Annotated in this window: 23 protein-coding genes; 16 read left to right on the top strand and 7 right to left on the bottom strand. The window is 67.5% G+C overall.

The features are described from left to right. Nucleotide 1: 1 nt before the first annotated feature. Nucleotides 2-463 carry a MarR family winged helix-turn-helix transcriptional regulator gene (locus tag C7416_RS01855; RefSeq protein ID WP_111516854.1) on the top strand — a complete coding sequence of 154 codons (462 nt, stop codon included), beginning with the start codon at nt 2-4 and terminating at the stop codon, nt 461-463. A 36-nt stretch (nt 464-499) separates the two neighbouring features. Here C7416_RS01855 and C7416_RS01860 read toward each other — a convergent pair whose 3' ends face one another. Further along, entirely contained in the window at nt 500-1,165 is a 666-nt protein-coding gene (locus tag C7416_RS01860; RefSeq protein WP_111516855.1) for a response regulator, read from the bottom strand. Between the two features lie 431 nt (nt 1,166-1,596). Beyond that, nucleotides 1,597-2,556, bottom strand: a complete 960-nt coding sequence (locus C7416_RS01865; protein WP_111516856.1) for a LysR family transcriptional regulator — start codon at nt 2,554-2,556, stop codon at nt 1,597-1,599. Between the two features lie 793 nt (nt 2,557-3,349). Here C7416_RS01865 and C7416_RS29045 point away from each other — a divergent pair. The 6 genes from C7416_RS29045 to aac(3) all read left to right on the top strand — a co-directional run bounded on the left by C7416_RS29045 (nt 3,350) and on the right by aac(3) (nt 8,558). Further along, nucleotides 3,350-3,640, top strand: coding sequence for a transposase (locus tag C7416_RS29045; RefSeq protein WP_062803494.1), 291 nt, complete (start codon nt 3,350-3,352; stop codon nt 3,638-3,640). A gap of 68 nt (nt 3,641-3,708) precedes the next feature. Further along, a complete protein-coding gene (locus C7416_RS01875; protein ID WP_373425134.1) occupies nt 3,709-4,101 on the top strand; it encodes a hypothetical protein in 393 nt (130 codons plus the stop codon). 51 nt (nt 4,102-4,152) lie between these two features. Next, on the top strand, nt 4,153-5,499 hold the full coding sequence (locus C7416_RS01880) for a DUF3300 domain-containing protein (RefSeq protein WP_111516858.1): 1,347 nt from the start codon (nt 4,153-4,155) through the stop codon (nt 5,497-5,499). 3 nt (nt 5,500-5,502) lie between these two features. Further along, the gene (locus C7416_RS01885; RefSeq protein ID WP_111516859.1) at nt 5,503-6,381 is read left to right on the top strand and encodes a DUF2950 domain-containing protein; all 879 of its coding nucleotides are present in this window, start codon (nt 5,503-5,505) and stop codon (nt 6,379-6,381) included. A 177-nt stretch (nt 6,382-6,558) separates the two neighbouring features. Further along, nucleotides 6,559-7,647: an extracellular catalytic domain type 1 short-chain-length polyhydroxyalkanoate depolymerase gene (locus C7416_RS01890; protein WP_111516860.1), complete on the top strand. Its 1,089-nt coding sequence runs from the start codon at nt 6,559-6,561 to the stop codon at nt 7,645-7,647. An 83-nt stretch (nt 7,648-7,730) separates the two neighbouring features. Then, the gene (aac(3), locus tag C7416_RS01895; RefSeq protein ID WP_111516861.1) at nt 7,731-8,558 is read left to right on the top strand and encodes an aminoglycoside 3-N-acetyltransferase; all 828 of its coding nucleotides are present in this window, start codon (nt 7,731-7,733) and stop codon (nt 8,556-8,558) included. A gap of 65 nt (nt 8,559-8,623) precedes the next feature. On the opposite strand, the gene C7416_RS01900 is transcribed toward aac(3), so the two are convergent. After that, nucleotides 8,624-9,934, bottom strand: coding sequence for an MFS transporter (locus tag C7416_RS01900; protein ID WP_111516862.1), 1,311 nt, complete (start codon nt 9,932-9,934; stop codon nt 8,624-8,626). Nucleotides 9,935-10,275: 341 nt separating this feature from the next. On the opposite strand from C7416_RS01900, the gene C7416_RS01905 reads away from it, so the two are divergent. Both C7416_RS01905 and C7416_RS01910 read left to right on the top strand, forming a co-directional pair. Beyond that, nucleotides 10,276-14,253: a DUF748 domain-containing protein gene (locus C7416_RS01905; RefSeq protein WP_181461125.1), complete on the top strand. Its 3,978-nt coding sequence runs from the start codon at nt 10,276-10,278 to the stop codon at nt 14,251-14,253. A gap of 106 nt (nt 14,254-14,359) precedes the next feature. Continuing rightward, on the top strand, nt 14,360-14,557 hold the full coding sequence (locus tag C7416_RS01910) for a rubredoxin (protein WP_018008339.1): 198 nt from the start codon (nt 14,360-14,362) through the stop codon (nt 14,555-14,557). A 43-nt stretch (nt 14,558-14,600) separates the two neighbouring features. Here C7416_RS01910 and C7416_RS29050 read toward each other — a convergent pair whose 3' ends face one another. Continuing rightward, nucleotides 14,601-14,768, bottom strand: a complete 168-nt coding sequence (locus C7416_RS29050) for a hypothetical protein (protein WP_181461126.1) — start codon at nt 14,766-14,768, stop codon at nt 14,601-14,603. 46 nt (nt 14,769-14,814) lie between these two features. Beyond that, nucleotides 14,815-14,994, bottom strand: coding sequence for a hypothetical protein (locus tag C7416_RS01915; protein WP_041228702.1), 180 nt, complete (start codon nt 14,992-14,994; stop codon nt 14,815-14,817). Between the two features lie 283 nt (nt 14,995-15,277). Between C7416_RS01915 and C7416_RS01920 the strand changes: the two genes are divergently transcribed. From C7416_RS01920 to C7416_RS01945, 6 genes are all read left to right on the top strand, one after another. Then, entirely contained in the window at nt 15,278-15,781 is a 504-nt protein-coding gene (locus C7416_RS01920; protein WP_111516864.1) for a hypothetical protein, read from the top strand. 215 nt (nt 15,782-15,996) lie between these two features. Next, nucleotides 15,997-17,355, top strand: a complete 1,359-nt coding sequence (locus tag C7416_RS01925; RefSeq protein WP_111516865.1) for a cytochrome c oxidase subunit II — start codon at nt 15,997-15,999, stop codon at nt 17,353-17,355. Nucleotides 17,356-17,365: 10 nt separating this feature from the next. Continuing rightward, complete coding sequence (ctaD, locus tag C7416_RS01930) at nt 17,366-19,123, top strand: cytochrome c oxidase subunit I (RefSeq protein ID WP_111516866.1); 1,758 nt, start codon at nt 17,366-17,368, stop codon at nt 19,121-19,123. Then, nucleotides 19,120-19,767: a cytochrome c oxidase subunit 3 family protein gene (locus C7416_RS01935; protein WP_092310872.1), complete on the top strand. Its 648-nt coding sequence runs from the start codon at nt 19,120-19,122 to the stop codon at nt 19,765-19,767. The genes ctaD and C7416_RS01935 overlap by 4 nt, the downstream gene beginning before the upstream one ends. Nucleotides 19,768-19,790: 23 nt before the next feature. After that, nucleotides 19,791-20,507 (top strand): heme-copper oxidase subunit III family protein, encoded by a 717-nt coding sequence (locus tag C7416_RS01940; protein ID WP_111516867.1) that lies wholly within the window; start codon nt 19,791-19,793, stop codon nt 20,505-20,507. Between the two features lie 8 nt (nt 20,508-20,515). Next, entirely contained in the window at nt 20,516-20,890 is a 375-nt protein-coding gene (locus C7416_RS01945) for a cytochrome C oxidase subunit IV family protein (RefSeq protein ID WP_111516868.1), read from the top strand. 65 nt (nt 20,891-20,955) lie between these two features. Here C7416_RS01945 and C7416_RS01950 read toward each other — a convergent pair whose 3' ends face one another. Continuing rightward, nucleotides 20,956-22,383 (bottom strand): NAD-dependent succinate-semialdehyde dehydrogenase, encoded by a 1,428-nt coding sequence (locus C7416_RS01950; protein ID WP_111516869.1) that lies wholly within the window; start codon nt 22,381-22,383, stop codon nt 20,956-20,958. A gap of 130 nt (nt 22,384-22,513) precedes the next feature. Beyond that, nucleotides 22,514-23,308: an MHYT domain-containing protein gene (locus tag C7416_RS01955; protein ID WP_111516870.1), complete on the bottom strand. Its 795-nt coding sequence runs from the start codon at nt 23,306-23,308 to the stop codon at nt 22,514-22,516. A 277-nt stretch (nt 23,309-23,585) separates the two neighbouring features. Between C7416_RS01955 and C7416_RS01960 the strand changes: the two genes are divergently transcribed. Next, nucleotides 23,586-25,076 carry an MATE family efflux transporter gene (locus tag C7416_RS01960; RefSeq protein WP_111516871.1) on the top strand — a complete coding sequence of 497 codons (1,491 nt, stop codon included), beginning with the start codon at nt 23,586-23,588 and terminating at the stop codon, nt 25,074-25,076. The last annotated feature ends 233 nt before the right edge of the window (nt 25,077-25,309 follow it).

The raw sequence follows: 25,309 nt of genomic DNA on the forward strand, positions 1-25,309 counted from the left end.
GATGGAACTGGAGCGACAGAGCGTGGCCGTATTGCAGCAGTTCGGCCGAACCTACCGCGCCTATGCGGGGGCGTTCGAGCAGCGCATGGGACTACCCTTGCCGCGCTGGCGCATCCTGCATGCGCTGCATCACCAGGAGGGCGCCATCGGCCAGAAAGCGCTGGCCGACCTCGTCGTCATGGATCCCGGTGCGCTGACGCGCCAGCTCAAGGCCATGCAGGAACTGGGCTGGGTCGAGCGCACCACGTCCGAGCGCGACAACCGCGTGACCCATGTCACGCTGTCCGCGGCCGGGCGCGAGGTGGTGGCGCGCGCCATGCCGCTGCGCTCGGCCTTTCTTGAGGATGTGCTGTCCGAGGTCTCGCCCACGACCATGCGCGAACTGTCGCGCGGCCTGGCGCGCTTGGAGGCGGGCATTGCCCACGCACAGGCCCGCGCGGCGGAGCAGGCCGACGCGGCCTGATGCGGCGGCATCGTATGCCGTGCGGCTGCAATGCGCTCAACCGCCAAGCAGCAGGCCGTTGAGCGCGGCAAACTCGAACATCTCGCGGTCGTTGGTGACGCCCAGCTTCTGCATGGCGCAGTTCTTTTGCCGGCTGATGGTCTTGACGCTGCGGCACAGCTGGATCGCGATCTCGCTGACCGAGCGCCCGGTCAGGTATAGCCGCAGTACTTCCATTTCACGCCGCGACAGGCGTTCCGCGCCAGCCCGACCGGCTCCCGCCAGGCTGCCCGGGTCAGCCTGTGACAGCACTTCCATGGCCGACTTGCCGATGTAATGAAAGCCGCGCTGGATGCGGTACACCACCGTGACCAGTTCGGTCAGCGGGGCGTCCTTCAGCACCAGCCCGTGCACCTGGGTGTCGAGGATCGAGCGCAGCACCAGCGGGTTGGTGATCATGGTCAGCACGATCACCGCCATCGACGGATGCCGCCGTCGCAGGCTCGCCAGCAGCCGCAGTCCGTCGCTGTTGCGTTCGCCCTGCGCGGGCATGTGGTAGTCCGTGATGACGACATCGGGGCGCAGGCTGTCGATGCTGTTGAGCAGCGCCGTCGCGCTGGTCACGCTGCCGCAGACTTCCCAGCCGGTCTGGGTGTGCAAGCGGTCGGCGACGGCCGCCGAGACCAGCGGGTGGTCGTCGGCAAGCAGGATCCTCAATGCCATCGGGTTGCTCCTCGATTCTTGTTCAGGCGGCGCAGCCTTCGGCAAACGTCAAGAAAACGCCGCACGCCTGTACGACGTGCGGCGCAAAAATGACGCCAGACAGGGAGGCGCCGGACAACTGCTCGCATGACCGCCGGTCCGGGCCAGACGGGAGACGGCCGGACTGCGGCAATGCCATGGCAGCATAGCGGCGAGTCGGTGCGGCGGAACTAGGAGGATTCGTAAATCATGGCCCGAAAAGATCCTGGCGCCATCCAGCGCGCGCGAGTGCAGCGCGGGCCGGCAGTTCGAAAATCCATTTCGGGAATGTGATATACGGTGCGGCTGTCGCCGATCCGTGACAACGGTCCGTACAGCGGTCGTGACAAAAAACGGGCGCTATCTCCTTGCGGCGGACAGCGCCCGTTTTCACGTTGGTGTCGCGCCTGGCGTCAGGTCGTTGCGACCTCGGACGGGACTGCGGGACGCCCGTTGCGGCGCCCGTCGATGGCCTTGAGCGGGTCGCGCAGCACGGCGCTGCCGACTTCCATGACATCGCGCAGCACGCCCTGGTCGCGGCTGCGCTCAGGCCCCCAGAAATGCAGCGCGGCCCATTCGGGGAAGCTGCTTGGTGGTGCCAGTAGCCGGGTCTTGCGCTCGCGCGTGACCAGCGGCACGTTGAAATCGAGCACGGAGCAGATGCCGCCGGCGGAATGCAGCAGCGTGATCTGCGTATGCCACGATGGCACCACCGTCTCGCGATGACCGGGCGTGCTGGCCTGTCGGCTCAGGAAGGCTCGCAGCGGGCTGCCGGCCTCGCTGTCTTCCTGCAACAGGATCCACGCGCTCTCGCTGTCATCCTGGCTGCCGCCGCGCGTGGCGCTGACCAGCCGGCGCGGCGTGGCCATGATGTTGTGCTGGCGCACGCGTTCGGGATCATGCCCGCTATCGACGACGAAGGCGCAGTCGAGCTCGCCGTCGCTCAGTTGGCCCGCGAGGGCGGCGTCGGCAATCACCGGGCGCGTGACAAAGCTGTCTTGCGGAAACTGCTCGCACAGCGCGGTCAGGATCTCGGTGATCACGGGATCGCCGATCGATGAGGAAAAGCCGATGGAGACGCGCCTGCCGCCTTCGCGGCGTTTGCTCAGGCCGGGTTCGCCGGGCCGCACCAGGTGGTTCCATTTCGCCAGGATCTGGCGCGCCGTCTGTTCCAGCCGCAGCGCATGCGGGGTCGGCTCGAGCATGCCGTTGCGCTTGACGAACAACGGGTCGCCGGTGATCTCGCGCAAGCGCGCCAGGCTGTAGGCCACGGTGGGCACGCGTCCCTGGGTGCAAGCCGCAACGGCACTCAGGTCACGATACTCCATGACCAGAACAAAGACATGCAACAACTTCGTGCTGACATGACGCATTCCGACTTCTCCCGATACATGACTTCGCCTTCTTCTGTTTTTTTTCGGTCTGATGCAAACAGCGATGCGCCATTGCCGGCACGCATGAAACCAGCGCACACCGCGGCGCGTTGGCCACGCCGCGCGAGCCAGGTAGGTCAAGCTTGAAGTCCCGCACGCAAGGCTTCGGCAGGATGTTTCACTACACGCGTGACAGGCCAGTGTCCACGTAGCTCAGACCCACAACTTAGCGATGCTTTGATCCATCAAAATCCGGCGCATGCCGACGTGGCCGGGATGGGTGCCGGCATGCGGGGGCGACTTCTGGGTGGTGCGCTGCCGGGCCGCTCTTCTGCCGGGCCGCAGGGGCGCCGTGCGAAGGCTTGTGAAATTTAGTTATGCCGAGGAATCTTAATACATGCTTAGGAAAAGGCATAGAAACTTGAATTGATGACAGACCTGTCAATTCTTTTTTGACGCCTTTGTATCGCACCACAGACATGGCTTGCCATCAGCGTTTGCGGGCCGCTCTGGCGTGAAATACCGGTTCCGGCAACGGTATTTCATCCCCCGCTTGGGTGACATTTGCATGCAATCAGTCCATGCAATTTCCAAATTGGAATAACGAAATTTGGTGACGCATGCCAATGGCTGCCACTGCTGCGCGGCGATAATTTTCTTAACTCGCACTGCGAAGACACTGAATTGCCTTTTGCGGCGGCCCTGGGCTAACTTACGGCGAGAGTCGGCACGGTTGGCGTCGCGGGCTGGCTGTGCGACGCCTGGGCCCCGCCGTTGCGAAGCGGAGAGATTCGTGAACAGACGGTATTCGGAAGAGCAGATCCGCGGTTATCTCGCCGAGGCAGCCAGCGGTGTGCCGGTGCGCGAGCTGTGCGCGCGCTATGGCTTCAGCGATGCATCGTTCTACGGGTGGCGCAGCCGCTACGGCCAGCCCGGCAACGGCGAGGCGCGCGACGGGCGCAAGCTGCGCGAACTGCAGGAAGAGAATGCCAGGCTGAAGAGTATGCTTGCGGACGCGCTGCTCAAGCTTGAGCTGATGCGCAACCGTACCGGCCGCCGCGGCGGCAACAGCAAGGACCGCTAGCGACGGACGGTTCCCGCAACATGTCCACGGCCTTGGGACTCGCCGTGGTTGGCTCTGGAGTAATGGGTTTGATGAAGTTTCTGATCAAGGCGGGCATGCTGGCATGCACCGCGATGGCGGCTGCCCCGTTGTGGGCGGTTGGCAATGCCAGCGCGGCTGCGGCCGCTGCAGCCGCTTCGGCGGCCGCTACGCCGATGGTGGCGCCGCCGCCGCCGCGGATGCTGGATGAGGCCACGGCGGTGGTGGAGGGGCCTGGCGGCACGCTGTCGGCATCGCAGCGGCAGCACTGCCAGGGCTTGCTCGACCAGATCAACGCACTGCCCGGCGGACCGCAGTGGTCTGCCGGCAAAGGCTCGGTCACCACGGCCGACGGGCGCACCTACCCGACACTGGAACGCCAGGCGGATCGCAAGCGCCTGGAAGAAGCGTATCGCCAGCAGTGCGCGCAGGAGCGCCGCTGAGCGGTACCCTGGCGGAGCCGGCCGTCACTTGCGAACTTGTGGAGCGTCAACATGCATCGTCTTCAACAGCTTTTCGCATGGTGCCTGGCACTGATGCTGATGGCGCCGCTTCAGCCCGCGCTGGCGCAAACCACGCTGAGCCAGGCGCAACTGGACCAGCTCACCGCGCCGGTGGCGCTGTATCCCGATGCGCTGCTGTCGCAGGTGCTGATGGCCGCCACCTATCCGGCCGACGTGGCCGCGGCGGCGCAATGGTCAAAGGCCAATCCTAGCTTGTCGGGCGACGCCGCCACCAAGGCGGTGGCCAGCCAGAACTGGGACCCCAGCGTGCAGTCGCTGGCCGCCTTCCCGTCAGTGCTCGACATGATGGGCCGCCAGCCGCAGTGGGTGCAGTCGATCGGCGATGCCTTCCTGGCGCAGCCCAATGACGTGATGGATTCGGTGCAGCGCTTGCGCCTGCAGGCGCAGAAGGCAGGCACGCTCAAGACCACCGAACAGCAGAAGGTGGTGACCCAGAGCACCGGCGGCACCACCATCGTGCAAATCGAGCCGGCCAATCCGCAAGTTGTCTATGTGCCCACCTATAACCCGACCACGGTCTACGGCACCTGGCCGTATCCGGCCTATCCGCCGGCGTATTACCCGCCGCCGCCGGGCTCTGTGTTCGCCACGGCGCTGGTGTCGGGCATCGGCTTCGGGTTGGGTGTGGCAGCGGTCGATGCGATGTGGGGCGGATTCGACTGGCACGATCACGATGTCAATATCAACGTGAACCGCTACAACAACATCAATGTCAACCAGCGCCTGGACGTGAACCGTGCCAACGTGAACTGGCAGCACGACCCGGCCCGGCGCGGCAACGTGCCCTACAACAACGCGGCGGTGCGCGGCCGCTATGACCAGCAGCGCCAGGCCGGCCTGGCCAATCGCCAGGCGGGCGCGCAGCCAGGCCAGCGTGTCGGCGGCGCCGGCGCCGTGCAGCGTGAACCGTCGGCGCGCGACCAGGCACGCGATCGCGCGGCCCGCTCGTTCGAAGGCCGTACCGGCCAGGCGATTCCGGGCCATGCCGGCGGCGTGGCCGGCCGCGCCGAGGGCGCGCGGCCGGGCGCGGGCAGTGCCGGCACGCGCAATCCGCGTCCCGCCGGAGCCGAGCACCAGCGCGCCGACCAGGCTGCGGCGCGCGACCGCGCGCGCAATGCCAATCGTGACAACGCGCTGCGCGACGCCGGCAACGGCGATCGCATGCGCCAGCAGACGCAGCGCGCCGGGTTGACCCAGCACCAAGCGGCACCGGTGCGTCCGGCCGGGTTCAACCAGGGCGGCATGCGCCACGGCGGTGGGCCGGGGGGCGGAGCCCGGCTCGGCGGCGGTGAACATTTTGGCCATGGTCGGAGGTAATGCATGATGCGCAAGACCGGTAACCTGATTCCCGCCGTCGCCTCCCGTCGCGGTGCGCGCGTGCTGCCGCTGGTGGCTGCGGCCCTGGCCCTGTCGCTGGCCGTCCCCGCGGCGGCGCAACAGGTATTCCCGAGCCCGCAAGCCGCAGCCGATGCGCTCGGCGATGCCATCGCGCGCAGCGATGGCGACGCACTGCAGCGTGTGCTGGGCAGGCAATACCAATTGCTGGTGCCGCAAGGCTCGATCGACCAGGACGACGTCTATGACTTCCTGGGCGCCTGGGCACGCCACCATGCCGTGCAGCCCGAAGGCGACGACCGCGCACGCATTGCAGTGGGAGAGAGCGGGTGGACCTTCCCCGTACCGCTGGCCCGCCAGAAGGGCGGCTGGCAGTTCGACCTGCCCGCCGGCCAGCAGGAGGTGCGCCGCCGCCGCCTTGGTCGCAACGAGCTGGTCACCATGGAGACCCTGCTGCAGCTGGCGGACGCCCAGCAGCGCTATGCCGAGCTGGTGGGCCAGGGCCGCTACGCCAGGCGGCTGATCAGCACGCCCGGCAAGACCGACGGACTCTACTGGCCCGCCGCCAGCGAGCAGGACGCCAGCCCGCTCGGTCCCGATGCACTGGCGATGGGGCCGGAAACGCCTGCCGCCGACGCCTTCTACGGCTATCACTACCGCATCCTGCCGGCCGCCCCGGGTAGCGACGGCGGCTACGGTCTGGTCGCATGGCCGGCGCGCTACGGCGATACCGGTGTCCATACCTTCCTGCTTGGCAGCGACCGTGTGTTCTACGAACGGGACCTGGGGCCCGGTACGGCATCGCGCGCCCGGGCCATGCGCAGCTTCTCGCCGGAAGGCTGGAAGCGGGTGGCCGATCGCTGACATCTTCCACTAGCGCCGCCCGGCGGACATGGGCCGCCCGGGCCACCGGCATCGTCAAAGCCCCATTTCGTTTTCCCGACGCATAGCCACCCATGGCGGGTGGACGACGCACGCCTGTGATATGCTGCAACGCAACAATAAAGGCATAGGGGGAGATTCCGTCACATAGGAGTCCTCATGACGAAGAGCCTTGCAGCAGACTGGCATGCCCGCATGCGACGTTTGAGCCGCGTGCAGACCCGCACGGAAGCCCAGGTGAAATCCTGGCTCCGGCGCATGGATTCGCTCAATCCGCTCACACCGACGCGCCTGCCCGACCCGCGCCGGCCTGCCCGGCCCGCCCGCCCGGCGGCCGATCCCGGCATCCTGCCCGGCACCTGGCAGGCCCACCGGCTGCGCCTGGCACCCATGCCAGGCGAACTGGTGCCGCAACTGTCCTATCACCTCTACATCCCGTCGAAGGCCCATCGCGGCCCGCTGCCGGTGGTGGTGGTGCTGCACGGCTGTCGCCAGACGCCGGATGACCTGGCCGCGGGCACGCGCCTGAATGCACTGGCTGAACGCGAGGGCTTTATCGTCGCCTACCCGCAACAGCCTCTGCGCCGCCAGGTGCAGCGCTGCTGGCAGTGGTTCGACCTCGGCGCGGCCGACGGCGGACGCGAGGCGCAGGCGGTGGCCGCACTGGTCGACGCGCTGGCGGCGCGCCACGACGTGCGCGAGCGCGAGATCTACCTGGCCGGCATGTCCGCCGGCGCGGCCATGGCCGCGGTGGTGGCGCTGCGCTACCCGGACCAGGTGGCCGCCGTGGCGCTCCATTCCGGCGTGGTCATCGGCGCGGCCGGCAACCCCCGCGCCGGCCTGCGCGCGATGCAGGAGGGCTCCGAGGCCGAGCCCGCCTGGCTGCTCGATGCCGCCGGCGTAACGCCGGGCGGACCCGAGATGCCCGCACTGGTGATCCATGGTTTGGCCGACGACGCGGTGCATCCGGTCAACGGGCGCCTGCTGGCGCGGCAGTTCCTGGCCTACAACGGCCTGGAAGACCGCCTCGCCGGCCGCCCCGCGCGCTTTGATCCAGAAGGCGCCATGCCGGGCCGTTCGCACGAATACCGCTTCGGCCGCTGGCACCGCGACCTGGTGACGCTGGTCGAGGTGGAGGGCCTGGGGCACGCCTGGAGCGGCGGCGATGACCGCTACAGTTACCACAGCGAGATCGGGCCGGATGCGAGCGGGATGATGTGGGAGTTTTTTCGGCAGTATCGGCGGTGAGGCGCAGTGCGTGGTAGACGCCTGAGTCTGTGCCGGCGGATACTCACCCGGCGTCGCACCGATCAGCACATGGAAGGCGAAACATGCGAAGCCAAACCACAATCACCTGCGAACTTCGCTCGCTCGGAGTCAACGCCGGCGACCTTGTGATGGTGCATGCCTCGCTAAAGGCCATAGGTCCTATCGAGGGAGGCGCTGCTGGTCTTGTGGCAGCACTTCGCGACGCCGTTGGCACGGAAGGCACGCTGGTAGGTTATGCCTCCTGGGATCGATCTCCCTACGACGAGACGCTGCATGGTGCGAAGATGGATGATCAGCAGCGGCGCAACTGGCCGCCTTTCGATCCTGCAACGGCCGGCACGTACCGCGGCTTCGGTTTGCTCAACCATTACCTCGCCACATCCCTGGATGCCTTGCGAAGCGGACATCCCGACGCTTCCATGGTCGCGCTCGGGCCGCGCGCAAGATTCCTGATCGAGCCACATCGGCTTGGTGAAGCCTTTGGCAAAGGCTCTCCAATCGAGCGCTTTATTAACGAGGGCGGCAAAGTGCTGCTGCTTGGCGCTGGTCTCGATGCTCTGACCGTCCTGCACTACGCCGAGGCCATTGCCGAGATCCCCGGCAAGCGCCGCGTCACCTATGAGATGCCCATGCGAGGCGCGGACGGGCAGACGGTGTGGGAGGCCGTAGAGGACTTTGACTCGAACGGGATTCTGGATTGCTTTGCCATCGAAGGCCAGCCGGACGGGGTAGAAACCATCGCCAGGGCCTATGTGCCCTTAGGCCGGCATACCGAAGGCCAGGTGGGGTGTGCGCACTGCTATCTGTTCGACGCCCGGGATATCGTGGCGTTCGGCGTGAGCTACCTGGAACAGCACTATTTCGCGCCGTCCGCGAAATCGGGACGCTGATCGAATCCCGATTCCCACTACAAGAGGGCGTCAGCCCTCCCGCTGTATCTGCCGCGATGGCCCTATCACCCTCGCGAGCGATCCTTCACAAACAACGCCGTCACCATCCCCACCACGCACAGCGCGACCACATAATGCGCCGGCGCCAGCGGATCGTTCTTCAGCATCAGCGTCACCACCATCGGCGTCAGGCCGCCGAAGATCGCATAGGACACGTTGTACGAGAACGATAGCCCCGAGAACCGCACCTGCGCCGGGAACGCGTTGACCAGCACGAACGGCACCGCGCCGATGGTGCCGACCAGGAAGCCCGCGAGCGCGTACAGCGGCAGCAGCAGGTCGGGGCGGGTGAAGATGGTGGTGTAGAACGCATAGGCGCAGACCGCCAGCAGCAGGCCGCCGAAGAACAGCGTGCGGCGCGCGCCGATGCGGTCGGCCAGCGCGCCGGAGACGATGCAGCCGACGGTCAGGCACAGCGTGGCCACGCTGTTGGCGACCAGCGCGGTGCGGGCGTCGAAGCCATACAGCTTCTGCAGGAAGGTGGGGGTCATCAGGATCACCACCACGATGCCGGCCGACAGCATCCATGTCAGCAGCATCGACACCGCGACACTGCCGCCGTGGTCGCGCATTACTGACTTCAGCGGCATTTCGGCCGCCAGCGCCTTGCGCTGCTGCAGTTCGGCGAAGACCGGGGTCTCGTGCAGCCAGCGGCGCAGATACATCGAGGCGATGCCGAACACGCCGCCGATCAGGAAGGGCACGCGCCAGCCGTAGTCGGCCAGCTCGGCCGGGGTGAAGACGGTGTTGATGCCGGTTGCCACCAGCGAGCCGAGCAGGATGCCGGCGGTCAGTCCCGCGGTCAGCGTGCCGCAGGCGTAGCCGACATGGCGTGCCGGCACGTGCTCGGAGACGAAGACCCAGGCGCCCGGCACTTCGCCGCCGACGGCCGCGCCTTGCAGGATGCGCAGCACCAGCAGCAGCACCGGCGCGGCCAGTCCGATCGACTGGTAAGTCGGCATCAGGCCCATCAGCAGCGTGGGCACGGACATCAGCAGGATCGACAGCGTGAACATCTTCTTGCGGCCGAGCAGGTCGCCGAAGTGCGCCATGATGATGCCGCCCAGCGGCCGCGCCAGGTAGCCCGCCGCGAAGATGCCGAAGGTCTGCAGCTGGCGCAGCCAGTCGGGCACCGACGGCGGGAAGAACAGCTGGCCGATCACCGTCGCGAAGAACACGAAGATGATGAAGTCGTAGAATTCGAGCGCGCCGCCGAGGGCGGCAAGCGAAAGCGTCTTGTAATCCTGGCCGGTGAGGGCGCGCGCGCCGGCGCGCGGCGTGCCGACAACCGCGGCGGTACTGCTGGTGGTAGACATGGAATGGACTCGCATGGAAGAGAACGCATGCGAAGCGCGCAGCACGGAATAACGTGATGGGTGTGGCCGGAGGGTACAGCGCGGGAGAGGCAGGCTCGACGCGGCGGGTAAGCCACAGGCTTGCGACGGGACGCTTCGCAAAGGACGTAAAGATACCAGATCGGCGCTCGGGTCGTTGAGCGGTCAAACCGACGCCAGTCAGCGCCCGCGTCGCGCACAGCCTCGCCGGCCCAATTTCTTTGCTTTGTCCAAAACCGTTGCCATAATGTCGAAAAATGTGAAATCCGGGGCACAAAGAAGCGTGCAGCGCCGGATTGCGGGGTCGGAATTTCTGGAACGTCATGGCATTCAAGCAATCCATCCAGTTGGCCGCCACGGTGGCTGCCACGCCGCGCGGCCGGCTGGCCGTGCGCATTGCGGGCGGCGTGGCGGCGGCGCTGGCGGTGTTCGGGCTGGCGGGGTATTTCGGCGGGCCACCGCTGATCAAGTACCTGGTTGAAAAGAACGCGACCGAGGCGCTTGGGCGCAAGGTCACGCTGGGGCAGGCCCATGTGCGGCCGTTCGAGCTGGCGGCCACGCTGACCGACCTGACCATCTACGAGCGCGATGGCAAGACGCCGGCGCTGACACTGGGCGAGGCGCAGGCCAATACCTCGCTGGCCTCGGTCTGGCACCTGGCGCCGGTGGTCGACAACCTGCATGTCGACCGCCTGGCCGTGCACGTGGTGCGCGGCGCCGACGGCCGCATGAGCTTCGCCGATGTGCAGGAGAAGTTCGCGGCGCTGCCGCCCAAGCCGGCCGATGCCAAGCCGGCGCGCTTCTCGGTGAACAACATCGCGGTGACCGGCAGCAGCATTCGCTATGACGACAAGCTGCTCGATACCACCCTGCGCGTCGACAACCTGACGCTGACGCTGCCGTTCCTGTCCAACTTGCCGCACGACGTCGAGATCGTGACCCGGCCCACGCTGAGCGCGCAGGTCAACGGCACGCCGCTGGCGCTGGATGGCGAAGTGCTGCCTTTTGCCGATTCGCGCCAGACCCGGCTCAACATCAACCTCGACGGGCTCGAGGTGGCGCGGATGATGGCGTTCGCGCCGCCGTTGCGCGATGCCGAGGTCAAGTCCGGCAAGCTCGATACGCGGCTGACGGTGGCGTTCCGCCAGCAGCAGGACACGCAGGAGATGGTGGTGCTGGGCACCGCCGCGCTGCGCGAAGCCGACGTGCGGACGCGCGCCGGCCAGCCGCTGATCCGCAGCGGCAAGCTGGCCGTCGATATCGCCAGGCTGGAGCCGCTGGCGCACCGCGCGCAGCTGCGCAGCGTCGAGATCGAAGGGCTGGCGGTGGAGGCGGCGCGGCGCGCGGACGGCTCGCTCAACCTGGCCACGGCATTCCTGCCGCAGGCGGTGAGCCGGTCCACCGATGGCGTGGCGCCGGCACCGGCGCCGGCCTCGGCTCCGGCTGCTGCGTCGGCGGCCTCGGCCGCGCCCGCAACCCCTGCGACAGCCGCGGCCAAGGAAGTGCCGTGGCGCTATGCGGTCGACCGCATCGTCGTCAGGCAGGCCCGGGTCGGATTCGAAGATGCGCTGGCGCCATCGGGCCCGGGCAAGCTCGCGCTCGGGCCGCTCGATGCCGAGGTCAAGGGCTTTGCCGGCACCGACGGCGACAAGCCCGTGCGCGTCGAGGCCACGCTGACCGTGGCCGACGGCCAGACCCTGCACCATACCGGCGACCTGCTGCTGCGCGACGGCTCGATGGCCGGCACGCTGGAAACCACTGGCTTGCGCCCGCAGGGGTTTGCCGCCTGGTGGCCGCGCGAGCTGCGCAGCCAGTTCGGCACCACCGCGGTCAACGCCGAGCTGCATTACCGCATGGCGTGGGGCACGCCACAGTTCCAGTTCGTGCTGGAAAAATCGCGGCTGGAGCTGGCGCCGCTGTACGTCGCCACGCGCGACCCGGTGGTGATGCCAGCGGCCGCCGCACCGCGCGTCAACGCAGCCGAAGCGCCTGCCGCGGACAGGCCGAAGGGCGACGGCCGCCGCGCGCGCGATCGCGCCGGCGAGCGCGGCAGTGACGGGGATGGTGCTGCGTTGCCGCTGCTGCAGGCGCAAAAGCTGGTGCTCGACGATATCCAGTTCGACCTCGCCAAACAGACCTTCGCCACCAGCCAGGTGACGCTGGCGCAGCCGCAGATCGCCGCCACGCGCGACCATCGCGGCGAGCTGATCGAGATGGCCCGGCTATGGGCGAGCGAATCCGCGCAGCAGGCGCGTGCAGCGCCGCGGCGTACGGCGCCGGCCAGTGCCAACGGTGCCAGTGGCGCTGCCGCCGGCGGTGGCTGGAAGGCCAATATCGGCAAGGTCGTGGTGGAAGGCGGCAGCGCCCGCCTTGCGGACTACCAGCCGGCGCAGGCCAACCGCGGCCGCCCGGTGATTCACCAGTTCCGCAACATCGGCCTGAGCACCGGCGCCGTGGCCTGGCCGCTGACGCCAGCGGCGGTGCCGGTCAAGCTGCACGCCGAAGCCGGCCGCCGTGGCGTGATCGGCATCGATGGCACGGTGTTGCCGGCGCTGCCGGCGAGCCGGCTGCAGCTGGACCTGCGCCAAGTCGATGTGAGCCCGTTGCAGCCTTACCTGGCTGACCGCTTCAACGCTGCGCTGCGCAGCGGCACGCTGACGGTCAAGGGCCGGCTCAATGTCGACGCGCCGGCCGGCAAGCCGCTTGCCGCGCATTTCAACGGCAATGTGCAGACCGGCAACGTGCGCACCGTGGACCGCGTCAGCGGCGACGATTTCCTGCGCTGGCGCTCGCTGGCGGTGTCGGGCATCGACTTCGCGATGGACGAGAGCAAGGGGCCGATGCGGGTCAGCCTGGGCAATATCGCGCTGTCCGATTTCTACGCCCGCGTGATCCTGAACGCCAACGGCCGCCTGAACCTGCAGGACGTGCTGGCGGGCGGCGCGGAAAAAGGCGAGGCGGCGCCGTCCACCAGCCTGACGCAAGCCAACCCGGCTTCAGCGCCGGCCGCGCCCCCGGTGCAGGCCGGCGACACGCGTACCGCGCAGGTCGAACAGAAGCCGGGCGGGCCCAAGCCGCAGATCCGCATCGGCGGGGTCTCCGTCGACAAGGGCAACATCAATTTCTCGGACTTCTTCGTCAAGCCCAACTACACCGCCAACCTGACCGGCATGAAGGGCTCGGTGTCCAGGGTGTCGTCGGGCGACCCCACCCCCGCCGACCTGGTGCTGGACGGCCGCATCGACGACGACGCGCCGGTCAATATCAGCGGCAAGCTCAATCCGCTGGGCGAGCAGCTGTTCCTCGACATTGCCGCCAAGGCCGCCGGCGTCGAGCTGACGCGGCTCACGCCTTATGCCGCCAAGTACGCCGGCTACCCCATCACCAAGGGCAAGCTGACCGTGGACGTGGCCTACAAGATCGAGAACGGCAAGCTCGATGCGCGTAATCACCTGTTCCTCGACCAGCTTACCTTCGGCGAGCGCGTCGACAGCCCCGATGCGACCAAGCTGCCGGTGTTGCTGGCGGTGTCGCTGCTCAAGGACCGCAATGGCGTGATCGATGTGAACCTGCCGGTATCGGGTTCGCTGTCGGATCCGGAGTTCAGCATCGGCGGCGTGATCGTGCGTGTGATCGTCAACCTGCTGACCAAGGCGATCACCTCGCCGTTCTCGCTGATCGCCTCGGCCTTCGGCGGCAGCGGCGAGGAGCTGGGCTATGTCGAATTCGCGCCCGGCACGGCCACGCTGACCCCGGCGGCGAAGGACAAGATCGCCAAGCTGGGCCAGGCGCTCAATGACCGGCCCTCGCTGCGGCTGGAAATCAGCGGCCGCATCGATCCCGCCACCGATGAAGCCGGCGCGCGCCGCGCCTGGCTGGATGCGCGCGTGGCCGAGCAGAAGCGGCGCGACCTGCGCGACAACGCGCAGGCCGGTGCCGCAGCGGGCGACGACGAAGCCGGCGAGCAGGGCGCCGAGGTCAAGGTGTCGAAAGCCGAGTACCCCAAGTACCTGGAGCAGGTCTACAAGCGCACCTCGATGAAGAAGCCGCGCAACTTCGTCGGCTTTGCCAAGACCCTGCCGCCCGAGGAAATGGAAAAACTGCTGATGGCCAATGCCACCGTCACCGAGGCCGACCTCAAGCGGCTGGCCGAGCAGCGCGCGCTGGTGGTCAAGCAGTCGCTCGAACGCGAGGGCAAGGTGCCCGAGAGCCGGCTGTTCCTGACCGCGCCCAAGCTCAGCGCCGAAGGCATCAAGGACAAGGGCACGCCCAACCGCGTGGACTTTTCCATCCGCGGCTAGCGCGGATGGCGGCGCCGCACCGCGCGGCGCCGCCACGGGCCCTGCCGGGAAAACCGGTATGATTCGGCCCGGACAATCCGTTCCATCGCCGAATCAGGAGTGAATTTTGCAGCAGGAGCCAATGGAAGCCGCCGTCGCCTACAAGACGTGGGTGTGCGTGATCTGCGGCTGGGTGTACGACGAAGAGCAGGGCTGGCCGGAAGACGGCATCGCCCCCGGCACGCGCTGGGAGGACATCCCCGATGACTGGCGCTGCCCGGAATGCGACGTCGGCAAGGGCGAATTCGCGATGATCGAGCTGTAAACGGCCCACTGCGCTCTATACGACGCCTGCCGGGCCCTCGCGACTAGCCGTCGTGGTGCCTGTGTCCCGGCCGGCAAAGCCCCGCGCGCTGCCGCTGCACCGCGCACCGCCGATACCGCATCCGGTACGGATGACTGCAGCGCCACAGCGCCCGCCACACGGTAACGCACAGCAGCGCCACCATGATGGCGGCAATCAGGCCGATCGACATAGCGGGGTCCTCCTCCCACTACGTGTGAACAAGACTCCCGCGGGAGTCAGATGAGCAGCGGTAATGCCTCGAGCACCAGCACCGCGACCAGTGCGCCGATCAGCGCGCCCATGGTGCGGCAACTGATGCGCAGGAACTTGGCGGTCACCGGGATCGAGCCCATGGCGATCACGCCTACCAGCGCCATCGGAATCAGGAATACAAGATCATGCGCGGTGAAGTGCATGGCGGTCTCCTGTCTCTCTCTTTTGTGATTCCAGTATAGGCTGTGTGTGCCGTATGAATGGTGTGCGCATCGGGATTGTCCCCGATGCGGCGCTTGTGCCGGTGCGCGCAGGTATCGGTGGCCGCACTTGCCTCGGGCGGTCGTTGCGCGACGTACGCAATCCGAGCCTTTTTTCGGCTTTGCGGCCCCGAAGCGGGAAACGCGTGTCCTATGCTGAGCAGAGACGCGGGGCGTGTTTCCCCTTTCGTGCGATGCCCCGCCGACGAGAGAGACGGAGGTGGCTATGGAACTTCACATGCAATCGCACCACTACGTGCGACGACTGCCGGACTGGACCGCGGCAGCGGTGTCGGGGCTGGCGGCGGGCGCGTTGCTGCTGGTGCTGGAACTGTTCTGGTCGTCGATGGTGTCGGGCGTCAACCCGTGGGTGGCCACGCGCATGATCGCGGCGATCGTGATGGGGCCGGAGGTGCTGCAGACCTCGCTGTTCAGCGTCGGCACGGTGGCCGCGGCACTGGTGATCCACTTCGTGCTGGGCGCGGTGCTCGGCATGATCCTGGCGGCCATCCTGGCGCCGTTCACGCTCGACTCCAGCCTGGGCCTGGCCATGCTGGCGGGCGCGGTGTTCGGGGTGCTGGTCTACGTCTTCAACTTCTATGTGATGACGCGGGCGTTCCCGTGGTTTGTCGAGGTGCGCGGCTGGCACACCTTCGTCGGCCACCTGATCTTCGGCATCGCGGCGGCGGCTTGCTACTGGAAGCTGGAAAGCAAGGACGTCTCGCACTGAGCGCGAGCCGGCCAGCACACCGGACCGGCACACAGCAACAGCGGCGGCGGGAACCACGGGTTCCCGCCGCCGCTTTTTCCTTGTGCGGCGCACTTGTGCAGTGCGACACCAATGCTACGGCGTGTCGCCTTGCAGTGACCTGACGGCATGCACTAGTCTTATCTCTACCTGCGTGACTTGCGCATCCCTCGCCGCGCGCGAGGAGGAGGGTGGATATGGCGATGGCCATCGCACTCGTCGTCATGGTTGCCGCATCGGTGCTCTTTCATTTCCTGAGCCCGTGGTGGGCAACGCCGCTGGCGTCCAACTGGAAACAGATGGACGACACGCTGACCATTACCCTCGTCATCACCGGCATCTTCTTTATCGGCATCAACCTGTTCGTTGGCTACATCGTCTGGCGCTTTCGCCATGATGCGCCGCATCCCAATGGCGGCAGCGGTCACCGCGCCTCCTATCACCCCGAGAACAGCCGGCTGGAACTGTGGCTGATCGGCGGCACCACGCTGGGCGTGATCCTGCTGCTGGCTCCAGGTTTGTTCGTCTATGCCGACTACGTGCGCCCGCCGCGCGAGGCGATGGTGATGGAAGTGGTCGGGCAGCAATGGTCGTGGGCCTTCCGCTTTCCCGGCAAGAGCGGGCAGCTGGGCGCGTCGGACGCGCGCTTCGTCACCGGCGCCAATCCGCTCGGGCTGGACCCGGACGATCCGCGCGGGCTCGACAACATCGTCATCGTTGGCCCGGAGGTGCACCTGCCGCTGAACCAGCCGGTCAAGGTGCTGTTGCGCTCCAAGGACGTGCTGCATGACTTCTACGTGCCGCCGTTCCGCGCGCGCATGAACATGGTGCCGGGCATGGTGACGTCGTTCTGGTTCACGCCGACGCAGGCGGGACGCTTCGACATCCTGTGCGCGCAGCTGTGCGGCGTCGGGCACTACAACATGCGCGGCACGGTGGTGGTGGAAGAGCCGGCCGCGTTCGAGGCGTGGCTGGCCAAGCAGCAGACCTTTGCCATGACGCTGGCGAAGGCCGCGGCGCCGCCTGCGGCGATGGCCGCCGCCTCGCCCGGTGCCGCGGGTGCGGCCGGCACCATCGAGAAAGGCCGCGCGCTGGCGCAGAGCAAGGGCTGCGTCGGCTGCCACAGTATCGACGGCAATCCGGGCGTGGGACCGACCTGGAAGGGCCTGTACGGCAAGACCGAGAACTTTGCCGACGGCAGCAGCGCCAGGGTGGACGATGCCTTCCTGCACAAGGAGATTGCGGACCCGCATGCGCGGCTGGTCAAAGGCTACGGCCCGGTGATGCCGAAGGTGCCGGTCAGCGACGACGAGGTCGCGGCGCTGACCGCCTATATCAAGTCTGTCAGCAGCGGCGCCGCGGACGCCGGCATGGTTGCTCCGGTGGCTCCCGCGGACGTGCCCGCAGGAGCGGCCGCCACCACCAGCGCCGCGACCACGGCGGCTACCGGTTCGGCAGCGCCCGCGGCCACGGCCGGCGCCGCGTCCGGCAGCTATACCACTTCGACGGCCGTCGCGGTGCCGCCCACGGCCGCGCCCGCGCCGCCGCGCCAGTGAGGAGACCTGCATGGCTTACGCCGATGATGCCGCCCATCACGCGCCGCAGAGCTTCTGGACGCGCTATATCTGGAGCCAGGACCACAAGGTCATCGCCGTGCAATACACCATCGTGGCGATCGTGGTGGGCCTGGTGGGCGTGGCGCTGTCCAACCTGATGCGCATGCAGCTGGGCTTCCCCGGCCGTTTCGAGTTTATCGACGTCAACCGCTACTACCAGTTCGTCACCATGCACGGCATGATCATGGTGATCTACCTGCTGACCGCGCTGTTCCTGGGCGGCTTCGGCAACTACCTGATCCCGCTGATGGTGGGGGCGCGCGACATGGTGTTCCCCTTCCTCAACATGCTCAGCTTCTGGGTCTACCTGCTGTCGGTGATCGTGCTGCTGGCCAGCTTCTTCGTGCCGGGCGGGCCCACCGGCGCGGGCTGGACGCTGTATCCGCCGCAGGCCATCCTGCCCGGCACCCCAGGGCACGACTGGGGCATCATCCTGATGCTGGTATCGCTGGCGATCTTCATCGTCGCGGCGACGATGGGCGGGCTGAACTACGTCACCACCGTGCTGCAGGCACGCACCGAGGGCATGACGCTGCTGCGCATGCCGCTGTCGGTGTGGGGCATCTTCATGGCGACCATCCTGGCGCTGCTGGCGTTCCCGGCGCTGTTCGTGTCGGCGGTGATGATGCTGCTCGACAAGACCATGGGCACCAGCTTCTTCATGCCGGCAATGGTGTCGATGGGCCAGCAGCTGCAGTACAAGGGCGGCAGCCCGCTGCTGTTCCAGCACCTGTTCTGGTTCTTCGGCCACCCCGAGGTCTATATCGTCGCGCTGCCGGCCTTCGGCATCGTCTCGGACCTGATCAGCGTGCATTCGCGCAAGAGCATCTTCGGCTACCGCACCATGGTCTGGGCGATCCTGGCGATCGGCGTGCTGTCGGTGGTGGTGTGGGCGCACCATATGTTCGTCAGCGGCATGAACCCGTATTTCGGCTTCTTCTTCGCCACCACCACGCTGATCATCGCGATCCCCACGGCGATCAAGGTCTACAACTGGGTCATCACGCTCTGGCGCGGCGATATCCACTTCACCGTGCCGATGCTGTTCGCCATCGCCTTCATCAGCACCTTCATCATCGGCGGGCTAACCGGGCTGTTCCTGGGCAACGTCAGCGTCGACATCCCGCTGTCGAATACCTACTTCGTGGTGGCGCACTTCCACATGGTGATGGGCGTGTCGCCGATCCTGGTGGTATTCGGCGGGCTCTACCACTGGTATCCCAAGGTGACCGGGCGGATGCTGAACGACACCATGGGCAGTATTCACTTCTGGGTCACCTTCGTCGGCACCTATGCCATCTTCTTCCCGATGCACTACCTGGGCGTGCTCGGGATGCCGCGGCGCTACTACGCCTGGGAGAACTACGCCTTTATCCCGGAATCGGCGCACGTGATGAACATGTATATCTCGGTGGCGGCGTTCGTCGTCGCCACGGCGCAGCTGCTCTTTGTCTACAACCTGTTCTGGAGCCTGCGGCACGGGCGCAAGGCCGACGGCAATCCGTGGCGCGCGGCCTCGCTGGAATGGCAGACGCCGCAGACCCCGCCCGCGCACGGCAACTGGGGCCCGCACCTGCCGGTGGTGTACCGCTGGGCCTATGCCTACAGCGTGCCGGGCGCGCGCGACGACTTTATCGCGCAGAACGCGCCGCCCGAGCAGGGCGGATCCGAGCCTGAACCGCACGCCAGCCGTGGAGCCGTAGCATGAACGCCGACGCCGTCTACAAGGTCAGCCGCGACGACTTCGGCGGCAACCCGTCGGGCGAGAACGCCGCCAACCGCCATCCGCAGCGCCGCGCACCGGCCAGCATCGGTTTGTGGGTGTTCATGGGCGTGGTCACGTCGCTGTTCGCGCTGTTCCTGACCGCCTACGCGCTGCGCATGGACAGCCCTGACTGGCACCGCATCGCGCTGCCGTGGCAGGTATGGCTGTCGACCGCGCTGCTGGCCGCGGGCAGCGTGGCGATGGCGGTGGCCTCGCGCGCGGCGGGCCGGGGCGAGATGGCCGCGGCACGGCGCGCGTTGCGCCTGGGCGGGCTGGGGGCGGCCGCTTTTGTCGCCTCGCAGCTGTGGGCCTGGCAGGCGCTGGGCGCGATGCAGGTGATGCCGGCTGGCAATCCGGCCGGCAGCTTCTTCTACCTGCTGACGGCGATGCACGGGCTGCACGTGCTGGGCGGCCTGGCGGGCTGGGGCTTCGCCATGACGGCACGCGGCAGCGGCGAGGCCGCGGTGCTGCGCCTGCGGCTGTGCGCGCGCTACTGGCATTTCCTGCTGGCGGTGTGGGCGGTGCTGCTGGCGGCGCTGGGATGGCTCACGCCCGAACTGGTGCGCTACATCTGCGGCACGGCCTAGCGCCGGCGGCAAGGAGGACCGGCATGTCCACGCAACTGTCTTCACCATCGGCCGCCCCCGCGGTGCAGCCCCCGCCATCCGCGCCACCGGTCGGCGGCGTGCGCGGCATGCTGGCCGACTGGTCGTCGGACCAGCAGGCCTTCAAGGTGTCGTGGGGCAAGGCGATGATGTGGATCTTCCTGCTGTCCGACACCTTCGTCTTCAGCTGCTTCCTGACCGGCTACATGACCGTGCGCATGTCGACCACGGTGCCATGGCCGAACCCGAGCGAGGTGTTCGCATTGCATGTGGGCGGCGCCGACATCCCGCTGCTGCTGATCGCCATCATGACCTTCGTGCTGATCACCAGCAGCGGCACCATGGCGATGGCGGTGAATTTTGCCTACCGGCGCGCGCGGCGCGAATGCGCGACGCTGATGTTCGTCACCGCAGCGTTCGGCGCGCTGTTCGTCGGCATGCAGGCGTTCGAATGGACCAAGCTGATCGTCGACGAGGGCGTGCGGCCCTGGGGCAATCCGATGGGGGCGGCGCAGTTCGGCTCGACCTTCTTCATGATCACGGGCTTCCACGGCCTGCACGTGTCGTGCGGCGTGATCTACCTGCTGGTGGTGGCCATGCGCGTGCTGCGCGGGCGCTACGAGGCCACCGGCAACTACCAGATCGTCGAGATTGCCGGCCTGTACTGGCACTTCGTCGACCTGGTGTGGGTGTTTATCTTTGCGCTGTTCTATCTCTGGTGAGGGTGGCCATGGCATCGAACCCTGCAACCCCCGCGGCGCCGGCAACGCCCCCGCATGCCACTGGCGCGGACGCCGCGCACCACGGCCAGCAGCATCCGATCGGGCTGTACCTGAAGATCTGGCTGCTGCTGTTCGTGCTGTCCGCGCTGTCCTACATGGTCGATTATTTCCATGTCAGCGGCTACCTGCGCTGGACCCTGATCCTGCTGTTCATGAGCCTGAAGGCGGGGCTGATCGTGGCGGTGTTCATGCACATGGCATGGGAGCGGATGGCGCTGATCTGCGCCATCCTGATCCCGCCGCTGTGCCTGCTGGTGCTGGTCTGGCTGATGGCGGAAGAAGCGAATCATACGTTCCTGACGCGCGGCATCTTCTTCCGCTGACGGGGAGGCGCCGCCGGCCCCGGGAGGGCGCCGGCGGCAGGCCGCCTTGCACCGCGCCCGGGTGCTCAGACCTGGGTGATGAACTTGGTCACCAGGTAGCCGTCGAAAGTCTCCAGGCCGCCTTCGCTGCCGATGCCCGAGTCCTTGATGCCGCCGAACGGGGTTTCGGCCAGCGCCATGCCGAAGTGGTTGATGTTGACCATGCCGGCCTCGAGGCCGTTGGAGACTTCGGTCGCGGTCTTCAGCGAGTTGGTGAACACGTAGGACGCGAGGCCGAAGGGCAGGCTGTTGGCGCGACGCAGCACCTCGGCGGTGTCCTTGAAGCGCGTCACCGGCGCCACCGGGCCGAACGGCTCGTCGGTCATCAGGCGCGCGTCGTCGGGCAGGTCGGTGACCACGGTGGGCGCGAAGAAGTAGCCCTTGTCACCCAGGCGCGAGCCGCCCGCCACCACCTTGCCGCCGCGCTGGCTGGCATCGTCCAGGAACTGCTCCATCGACAGCACCCGGCGCTCGTGCGCCAGCGGGCCCATCTGGGTGCCGTCTTCCAGGCCGTTGCCGACCTTGATCGAGCCGATCACCTCGGTAAAGCGCGCCAGGAAGCGGTCATAAGCCTTCTCCTGGACGTAGAAGCGGGTGGGCGACACGCATACCTGGCCGGCATTGCGCAGCTTGAAGCGCGCCAGCATCTCGGCGGCCGGGTCGATGTCGGCATCGTCGAACACCAGCACCGGCGAATGCCCGCCCAGCTCCATGGTCACGCGCTTCATGTGCGCGCCGGCGAGCGCCGCCAGCTGCTTGCCCACCGGCACCGAGCCGGTGAACGAGATCTTGCGCACGATCGGCGATTCGATCAGGTAGGTCGAGACCTCGGCCGGCACGCCCCAGACGATATTGAGCACGCCCGGCGGCAGGCCGGCATCGTGGAACAGCTGCGCCAGCGCCACCACCGCGCTGGGCGAGTCCTCGGGGCCCTTCAGGATCAGCGTGCATCCCGCGCCCACCGCGGCGACGATCTTGCGGATGGCCTGGTTGAACGGGAAGTTCCACGGCGTGAACGCGGCGCAGACGCCAATCGGCTCGCGCACCACCAGCTGGCGCACATTGGGCTGGCGCGGCGGGATCACGCGGCCGTAGATGCGGCGGCATTCCTCGGCGTGCCAGTCGGCGTGCTCGGCGCAGACCATGATCTCGCCGACCGCCTCGGCCAGCGGCTTGCCCTGGTCCAGCGTGATATTGCGGCCGATGTCGCGGGCGCGCTCGCGCGCGAGTTCGCCGACGCGGCGCAGGATCTTGCCGCGCTCCAGCGGCGAGGTCTTCTTCCAGCTTTCGAAGGCACGCTGCGCGGCGGCCAGGGCGCGGTCCAGGTCGGCGCGCGTGGCGTGCGGCAGCTGGCCCAGCACTTCCTGCGTGGCCGGGTTGATGACCTCCTGCTCGCGCCGGTCGCCTCCCTTGATGAATTCTCCGTCGATATAGAGGGCGAGATCCTGGTACATGCGTGTTCTCCTGGTGGGCGGTGAAACCGCAAGCTTAACCCGGCCGCCGCGTTCATGCAGCGCGCCGGATGCTGGTCCGCCAGGAATGTGCGGGAACGGGCGCGCTGGCCCGTCAGTCCGTCGTCCGGTGTCAGGCGGGGTCGCGCGAGCGTGCCATCGCGGCGGTGCCGGCCACGGCGCCGGTGCGCGTGGCTTCCACCACCAGGATCACCAGCAGCGTGATCAGGCTCAGCCCGAATACCGCATAGCCAATGCTGTCGCCTTCGATCGCAAACAGGCTGGGGGCGTAGGTCGGGCTGGTGCAGATCATGGTGCCGGCCGACATGCCGGTGTAGTGCATGCCGCAGACCGCCACGCCCATCACCACGGCCGCCGCCAGCTGCTTGCCGCCGGTCTTCACCGTAATGGCCAGCCACAGCGCCACCACCGACACGACCACCGCGATCACCACCGACAGCCCGATGATGGCGAGATCCCAGTCGAAGCGGGTGTTGGAGCGGATCGCGGCCATGCCGGTGTAGTGCATCGCCACCACGCCCAGCCCGGTCAGCACGCCGCCCTGGACCACATTGGCGCTGCGGCTGCCGCGCGGGCGCGACGCGAGCGCCAGGCCGGCCCCGGCCAGCACCATCACCACCAGCAGCGAGGCCAGCGTGGTGAACAGGCCGAACTCGCGGTGGGTCGGGGTCTGGTAGGCCACCATGCCGATGAAATGCATCGACCAGACCGCGCCGCCGCCCAGCGCCACGCTGGCGCACAGCAGCCGGTCGACGTCCAGGCGTCCGTCGGGCTGGCGCACCCGGCGCGACCAGCGCAGGCCGACGTAGGCGCCGCACACCGAGATCAGGAACGACAGGCCCACCATCGGCCAGTCATAGGCAAACGGCACCAGGGCGCCGGCAACAGGCTCGAATCCGACAAACATGACCCCACCTCCTTGTTTTGACTGCGGCGGAAGGCGCTCGCATGCCGGATCCATCCGGATAAGCCCGGATAACCCCGTCCGGCAGCCGGCCCGGGACGCGCTGGTCCCAGCCGGAGTATGCGGCGGCGGCCATCGGCCGGAAATAACTCATTCAGGTAAAAAGCCGGGCGAGGCGCCGCGGCCGGCCGGCGCTGGCGGCGGTGCGGATGCCGCGGCATGCTTGTAGGCCCCCGGGTGGCAGGAATAGACTGGCCGGATTTCCGCCGCGCGAAGCCCCATGAAGCCCGATGCCAGACTGACCACCGGCCCGATCGGCCGGACCTTGCTGCTGTTCTCGCTGCCGGTGCTAGGCAGCAACATCCTGCAGTCGCTGAACGCTTCGATCAATTCGGTCTGGGTCGGGCGCTTCCTGGGCGAGGCCGCGCTGACCGCCACCTCCAACGCCAACATCATCCTGTTCTTCCTGCTGGGCGTGGTGTTCGGCATCAGCATGGCCAACACCATCATGGTTGGCCAGGCAGTCGGCGCGCGCGACATCGACGAGGCGCGGCGCGTGGTCGGCACCAGCACCACCTTCTTCGTCGCGCTGTCGGTGCTGGCGTCGGCGCTCGGCTACTTCTACACCCCCGACATCCTCGCGGCGATGCGGACTCCGCCCGACGCCGCGCCGCTGGCGGTGGCCTACCTGCGCATCATCTTCCTGGCGCTGCCGTTCATGTACTTCTACAACTTCGTGATGATGACGCTGCGCGGCGCCGGCGATTCGCGCACGCCGTTCTGGTTCATGCTGCTGTCGGTGGTGCTCGACGTCGCGCTCAACCCGGTGCTGATCTTCGGCGTCGGCCCGGTCCCCGCCATGGGTATCGCCGGCTCGGCGCTGGCCACGCTGATCGCCCAGCTGGCGAGCCTGGCGGCGATGATGGCGCTGCTGTACCGGCGCCGGCATTTCCTGCTGCTGCACCGCGGCCAGCTGGCGCTGCTGGTGCCGGACCCGGCGATCCTGCGCGCGCTGGTGGTCAAGGGCCTGCCGATGGGGCTGCAGATGGTGGTGATCTCGTCGTCCGCGATCGTGATGATGGCACTGGTCAACGCCTATGGCTCGCAGACCACCGCCGCCTATGGCGTGGCATCGCAGCTGTGGACCTATGTGCAGATGCCCGCGCTGGCGGTGGGCGCGAGCGTGTCGTCGATGGTGGCGCAGAACGTCGGCGCCGGGCTGTGGCAGCGCGTGGCGCGCATCACGCGCGTGGGGCTGCTGTTCAACGTGGCGATGACGGGGGCGCTGGTGGCGCTCATCTACCTGTTCAACCGCCATTCGCTGGGGCTGTTCCTCGGCACCGACGGCGTCGCCATCGGCATCGCGCAGCATATCAACGTGGTGGTGCTGTGGTCGTTCATCCTGTTCGGCTTCACCATCGTCATCTTCGGCACGGTGCGCGCCACCGGCGCGGTGATGGCGCCGCTGGTGATCCTGTTCCTGTCGATGTGGGTGATCCGGCTGCCGTTCGCCTGGGCGCTGGGCCCGCGTCTCGGCGCCGACGCGATCTGGTGGAGTTTCCCGCTCGGTTCGGTGGTGTCGCTGGCGCTGGCGGTTGGCTACTACCGCTTCGGCAACTGGCGCGGCAGCCAGATCCTGCCGGTCGCGCCGCATCCGGTGGAGGCCGTGGGGCAGGCGCCCGATACCAGCATGGGCACACCCTGCGAAGACGCAGGCGAGGTCGTCGATGCGCCAGGCGCGTCAGCGCCCGCTGCCGAAGCAGCGCGGTGACGGCATTGAAAGCTGTATTGAAATGCTCGCATTGAAAGCCTTTCGAAAGATCGATGTGTCATCGTGTCATCGCTGGCTCTCCCTCCCAGCGCACGCGCGGGCTGCCCGGCACGGCAGCGGTGCGCGTCTTTGCGGCCGCGCCTTGCGTTGATGCAAGTGCGCGCGCCGTCTTGTTGGCCTGACGTTCCTGTCCGCTCTCCATCCTTTTCCTGAGAAAAATGCATCACGTTGTG

Origin of the sequence: Cupriavidus phytorum (assembly GCF_003254285.1) — a bacterium.
In the GTDB taxonomy this organism is placed as follows: domain Bacteria; phylum Pseudomonadota; class Gammaproteobacteria; order Burkholderiales; family Burkholderiaceae; genus Cupriavidus; species Cupriavidus phytorum.

What these genes read in the sequence shown, in the direction of transcription:
- ctaD (WP_111516866.1), top strand. Translation starts at nt 17,366, where the DNA reads ATGGCTTACGCCGATGATGCCGCCCATCACGCGCCGCAGAGCTTCTGG.
- C7416_RS01960 (WP_111516871.1), top strand. Translation starts at nt 23,586, where the DNA reads ATGAAGCCCGATGCCAGACTGACCACCGGCCCGATCGGCCGGACCTTG.
- C7416_RS01955 (WP_111516870.1), bottom strand. Translation starts at nt 23,308, where the DNA reads ATGTTTGTCGGATTCGAGCCTGTTGCCGGCGCCCTGGTGCCGTTTGCC.
- C7416_RS29050 (WP_181461126.1), bottom strand. Translation starts at nt 14,768, where the DNA reads ATGTCGATCGGCCTGATTGCCGCCATCATGGTGGCGCTGCTGTGCGTT.
- C7416_RS01935 (WP_092310872.1), top strand. Translation starts at nt 19,120, where the DNA reads ATGAACGCCGACGCCGTCTACAAGGTCAGCCGCGACGACTTCGGCGGC.
- C7416_RS01900 (WP_111516862.1), bottom strand. Translation starts at nt 9,934, where the DNA reads ATGTCTACCACCAGCAGTACCGCCGCGGTTGTCGGCACGCCGCGCGCC.
- C7416_RS01940 (WP_111516867.1), top strand. Translation starts at nt 19,791, where the DNA reads ATGTCCACGCAACTGTCTTCACCATCGGCCGCCCCCGCGGTGCAGCCC.
- C7416_RS01945 (WP_111516868.1), top strand. Translation starts at nt 20,516, where the DNA reads ATGGCATCGAACCCTGCAACCCCCGCGGCGCCGGCAACGCCCCCGCAT.
- C7416_RS01920 (WP_111516864.1), top strand. Translation starts at nt 15,278, where the DNA reads ATGGAACTTCACATGCAATCGCACCACTACGTGCGACGACTGCCGGAC.
- C7416_RS01885 (WP_111516859.1), top strand. Translation starts at nt 5,503, where the DNA reads ATGATGCGCAAGACCGGTAACCTGATTCCCGCCGTCGCCTCCCGTCGC.
- C7416_RS01890 (WP_111516860.1), top strand. Translation starts at nt 6,559, where the DNA reads ATGACGAAGAGCCTTGCAGCAGACTGGCATGCCCGCATGCGACGTTTG.
- C7416_RS01950 (WP_111516869.1), bottom strand. Translation starts at nt 22,383, where the DNA reads ATGTACCAGGATCTCGCCCTCTATATCGACGGAGAATTCATCAAGGGA.
- C7416_RS01865 (WP_111516856.1), bottom strand. Translation starts at nt 2,556, where the DNA reads ATGCGTCATGTCAGCACGAAGTTGTTGCATGTCTTTGTTCTGGTCATG.
- C7416_RS01915 (WP_041228702.1), bottom strand. Translation starts at nt 14,994, where the DNA reads ATGCACTTCACCGCGCATGATCTTGTATTCCTGATTCCGATGGCGCTG.
- C7416_RS01880 (WP_111516858.1), top strand. Translation starts at nt 4,153, where the DNA reads ATGCATCGTCTTCAACAGCTTTTCGCATGGTGCCTGGCACTGATGCTG.
- C7416_RS01855 (WP_111516854.1), top strand. Translation starts at nt 2, where the DNA reads ATGGAACTGGAGCGACAGAGCGTGGCCGTATTGCAGCAGTTCGGCCGA.
- C7416_RS01860 (WP_111516855.1), bottom strand. Translation starts at nt 1,165, where the DNA reads ATGGCATTGAGGATCCTGCTTGCCGACGACCACCCGCTGGTCTCGGCG.
- C7416_RS01905 (WP_181461125.1), top strand. Translation starts at nt 10,276, where the DNA reads ATGGCATTCAAGCAATCCATCCAGTTGGCCGCCACGGTGGCTGCCACG.
- C7416_RS01925 (WP_111516865.1), top strand. Translation starts at nt 15,997, where the DNA reads ATGGCGATGGCCATCGCACTCGTCGTCATGGTTGCCGCATCGGTGCTC.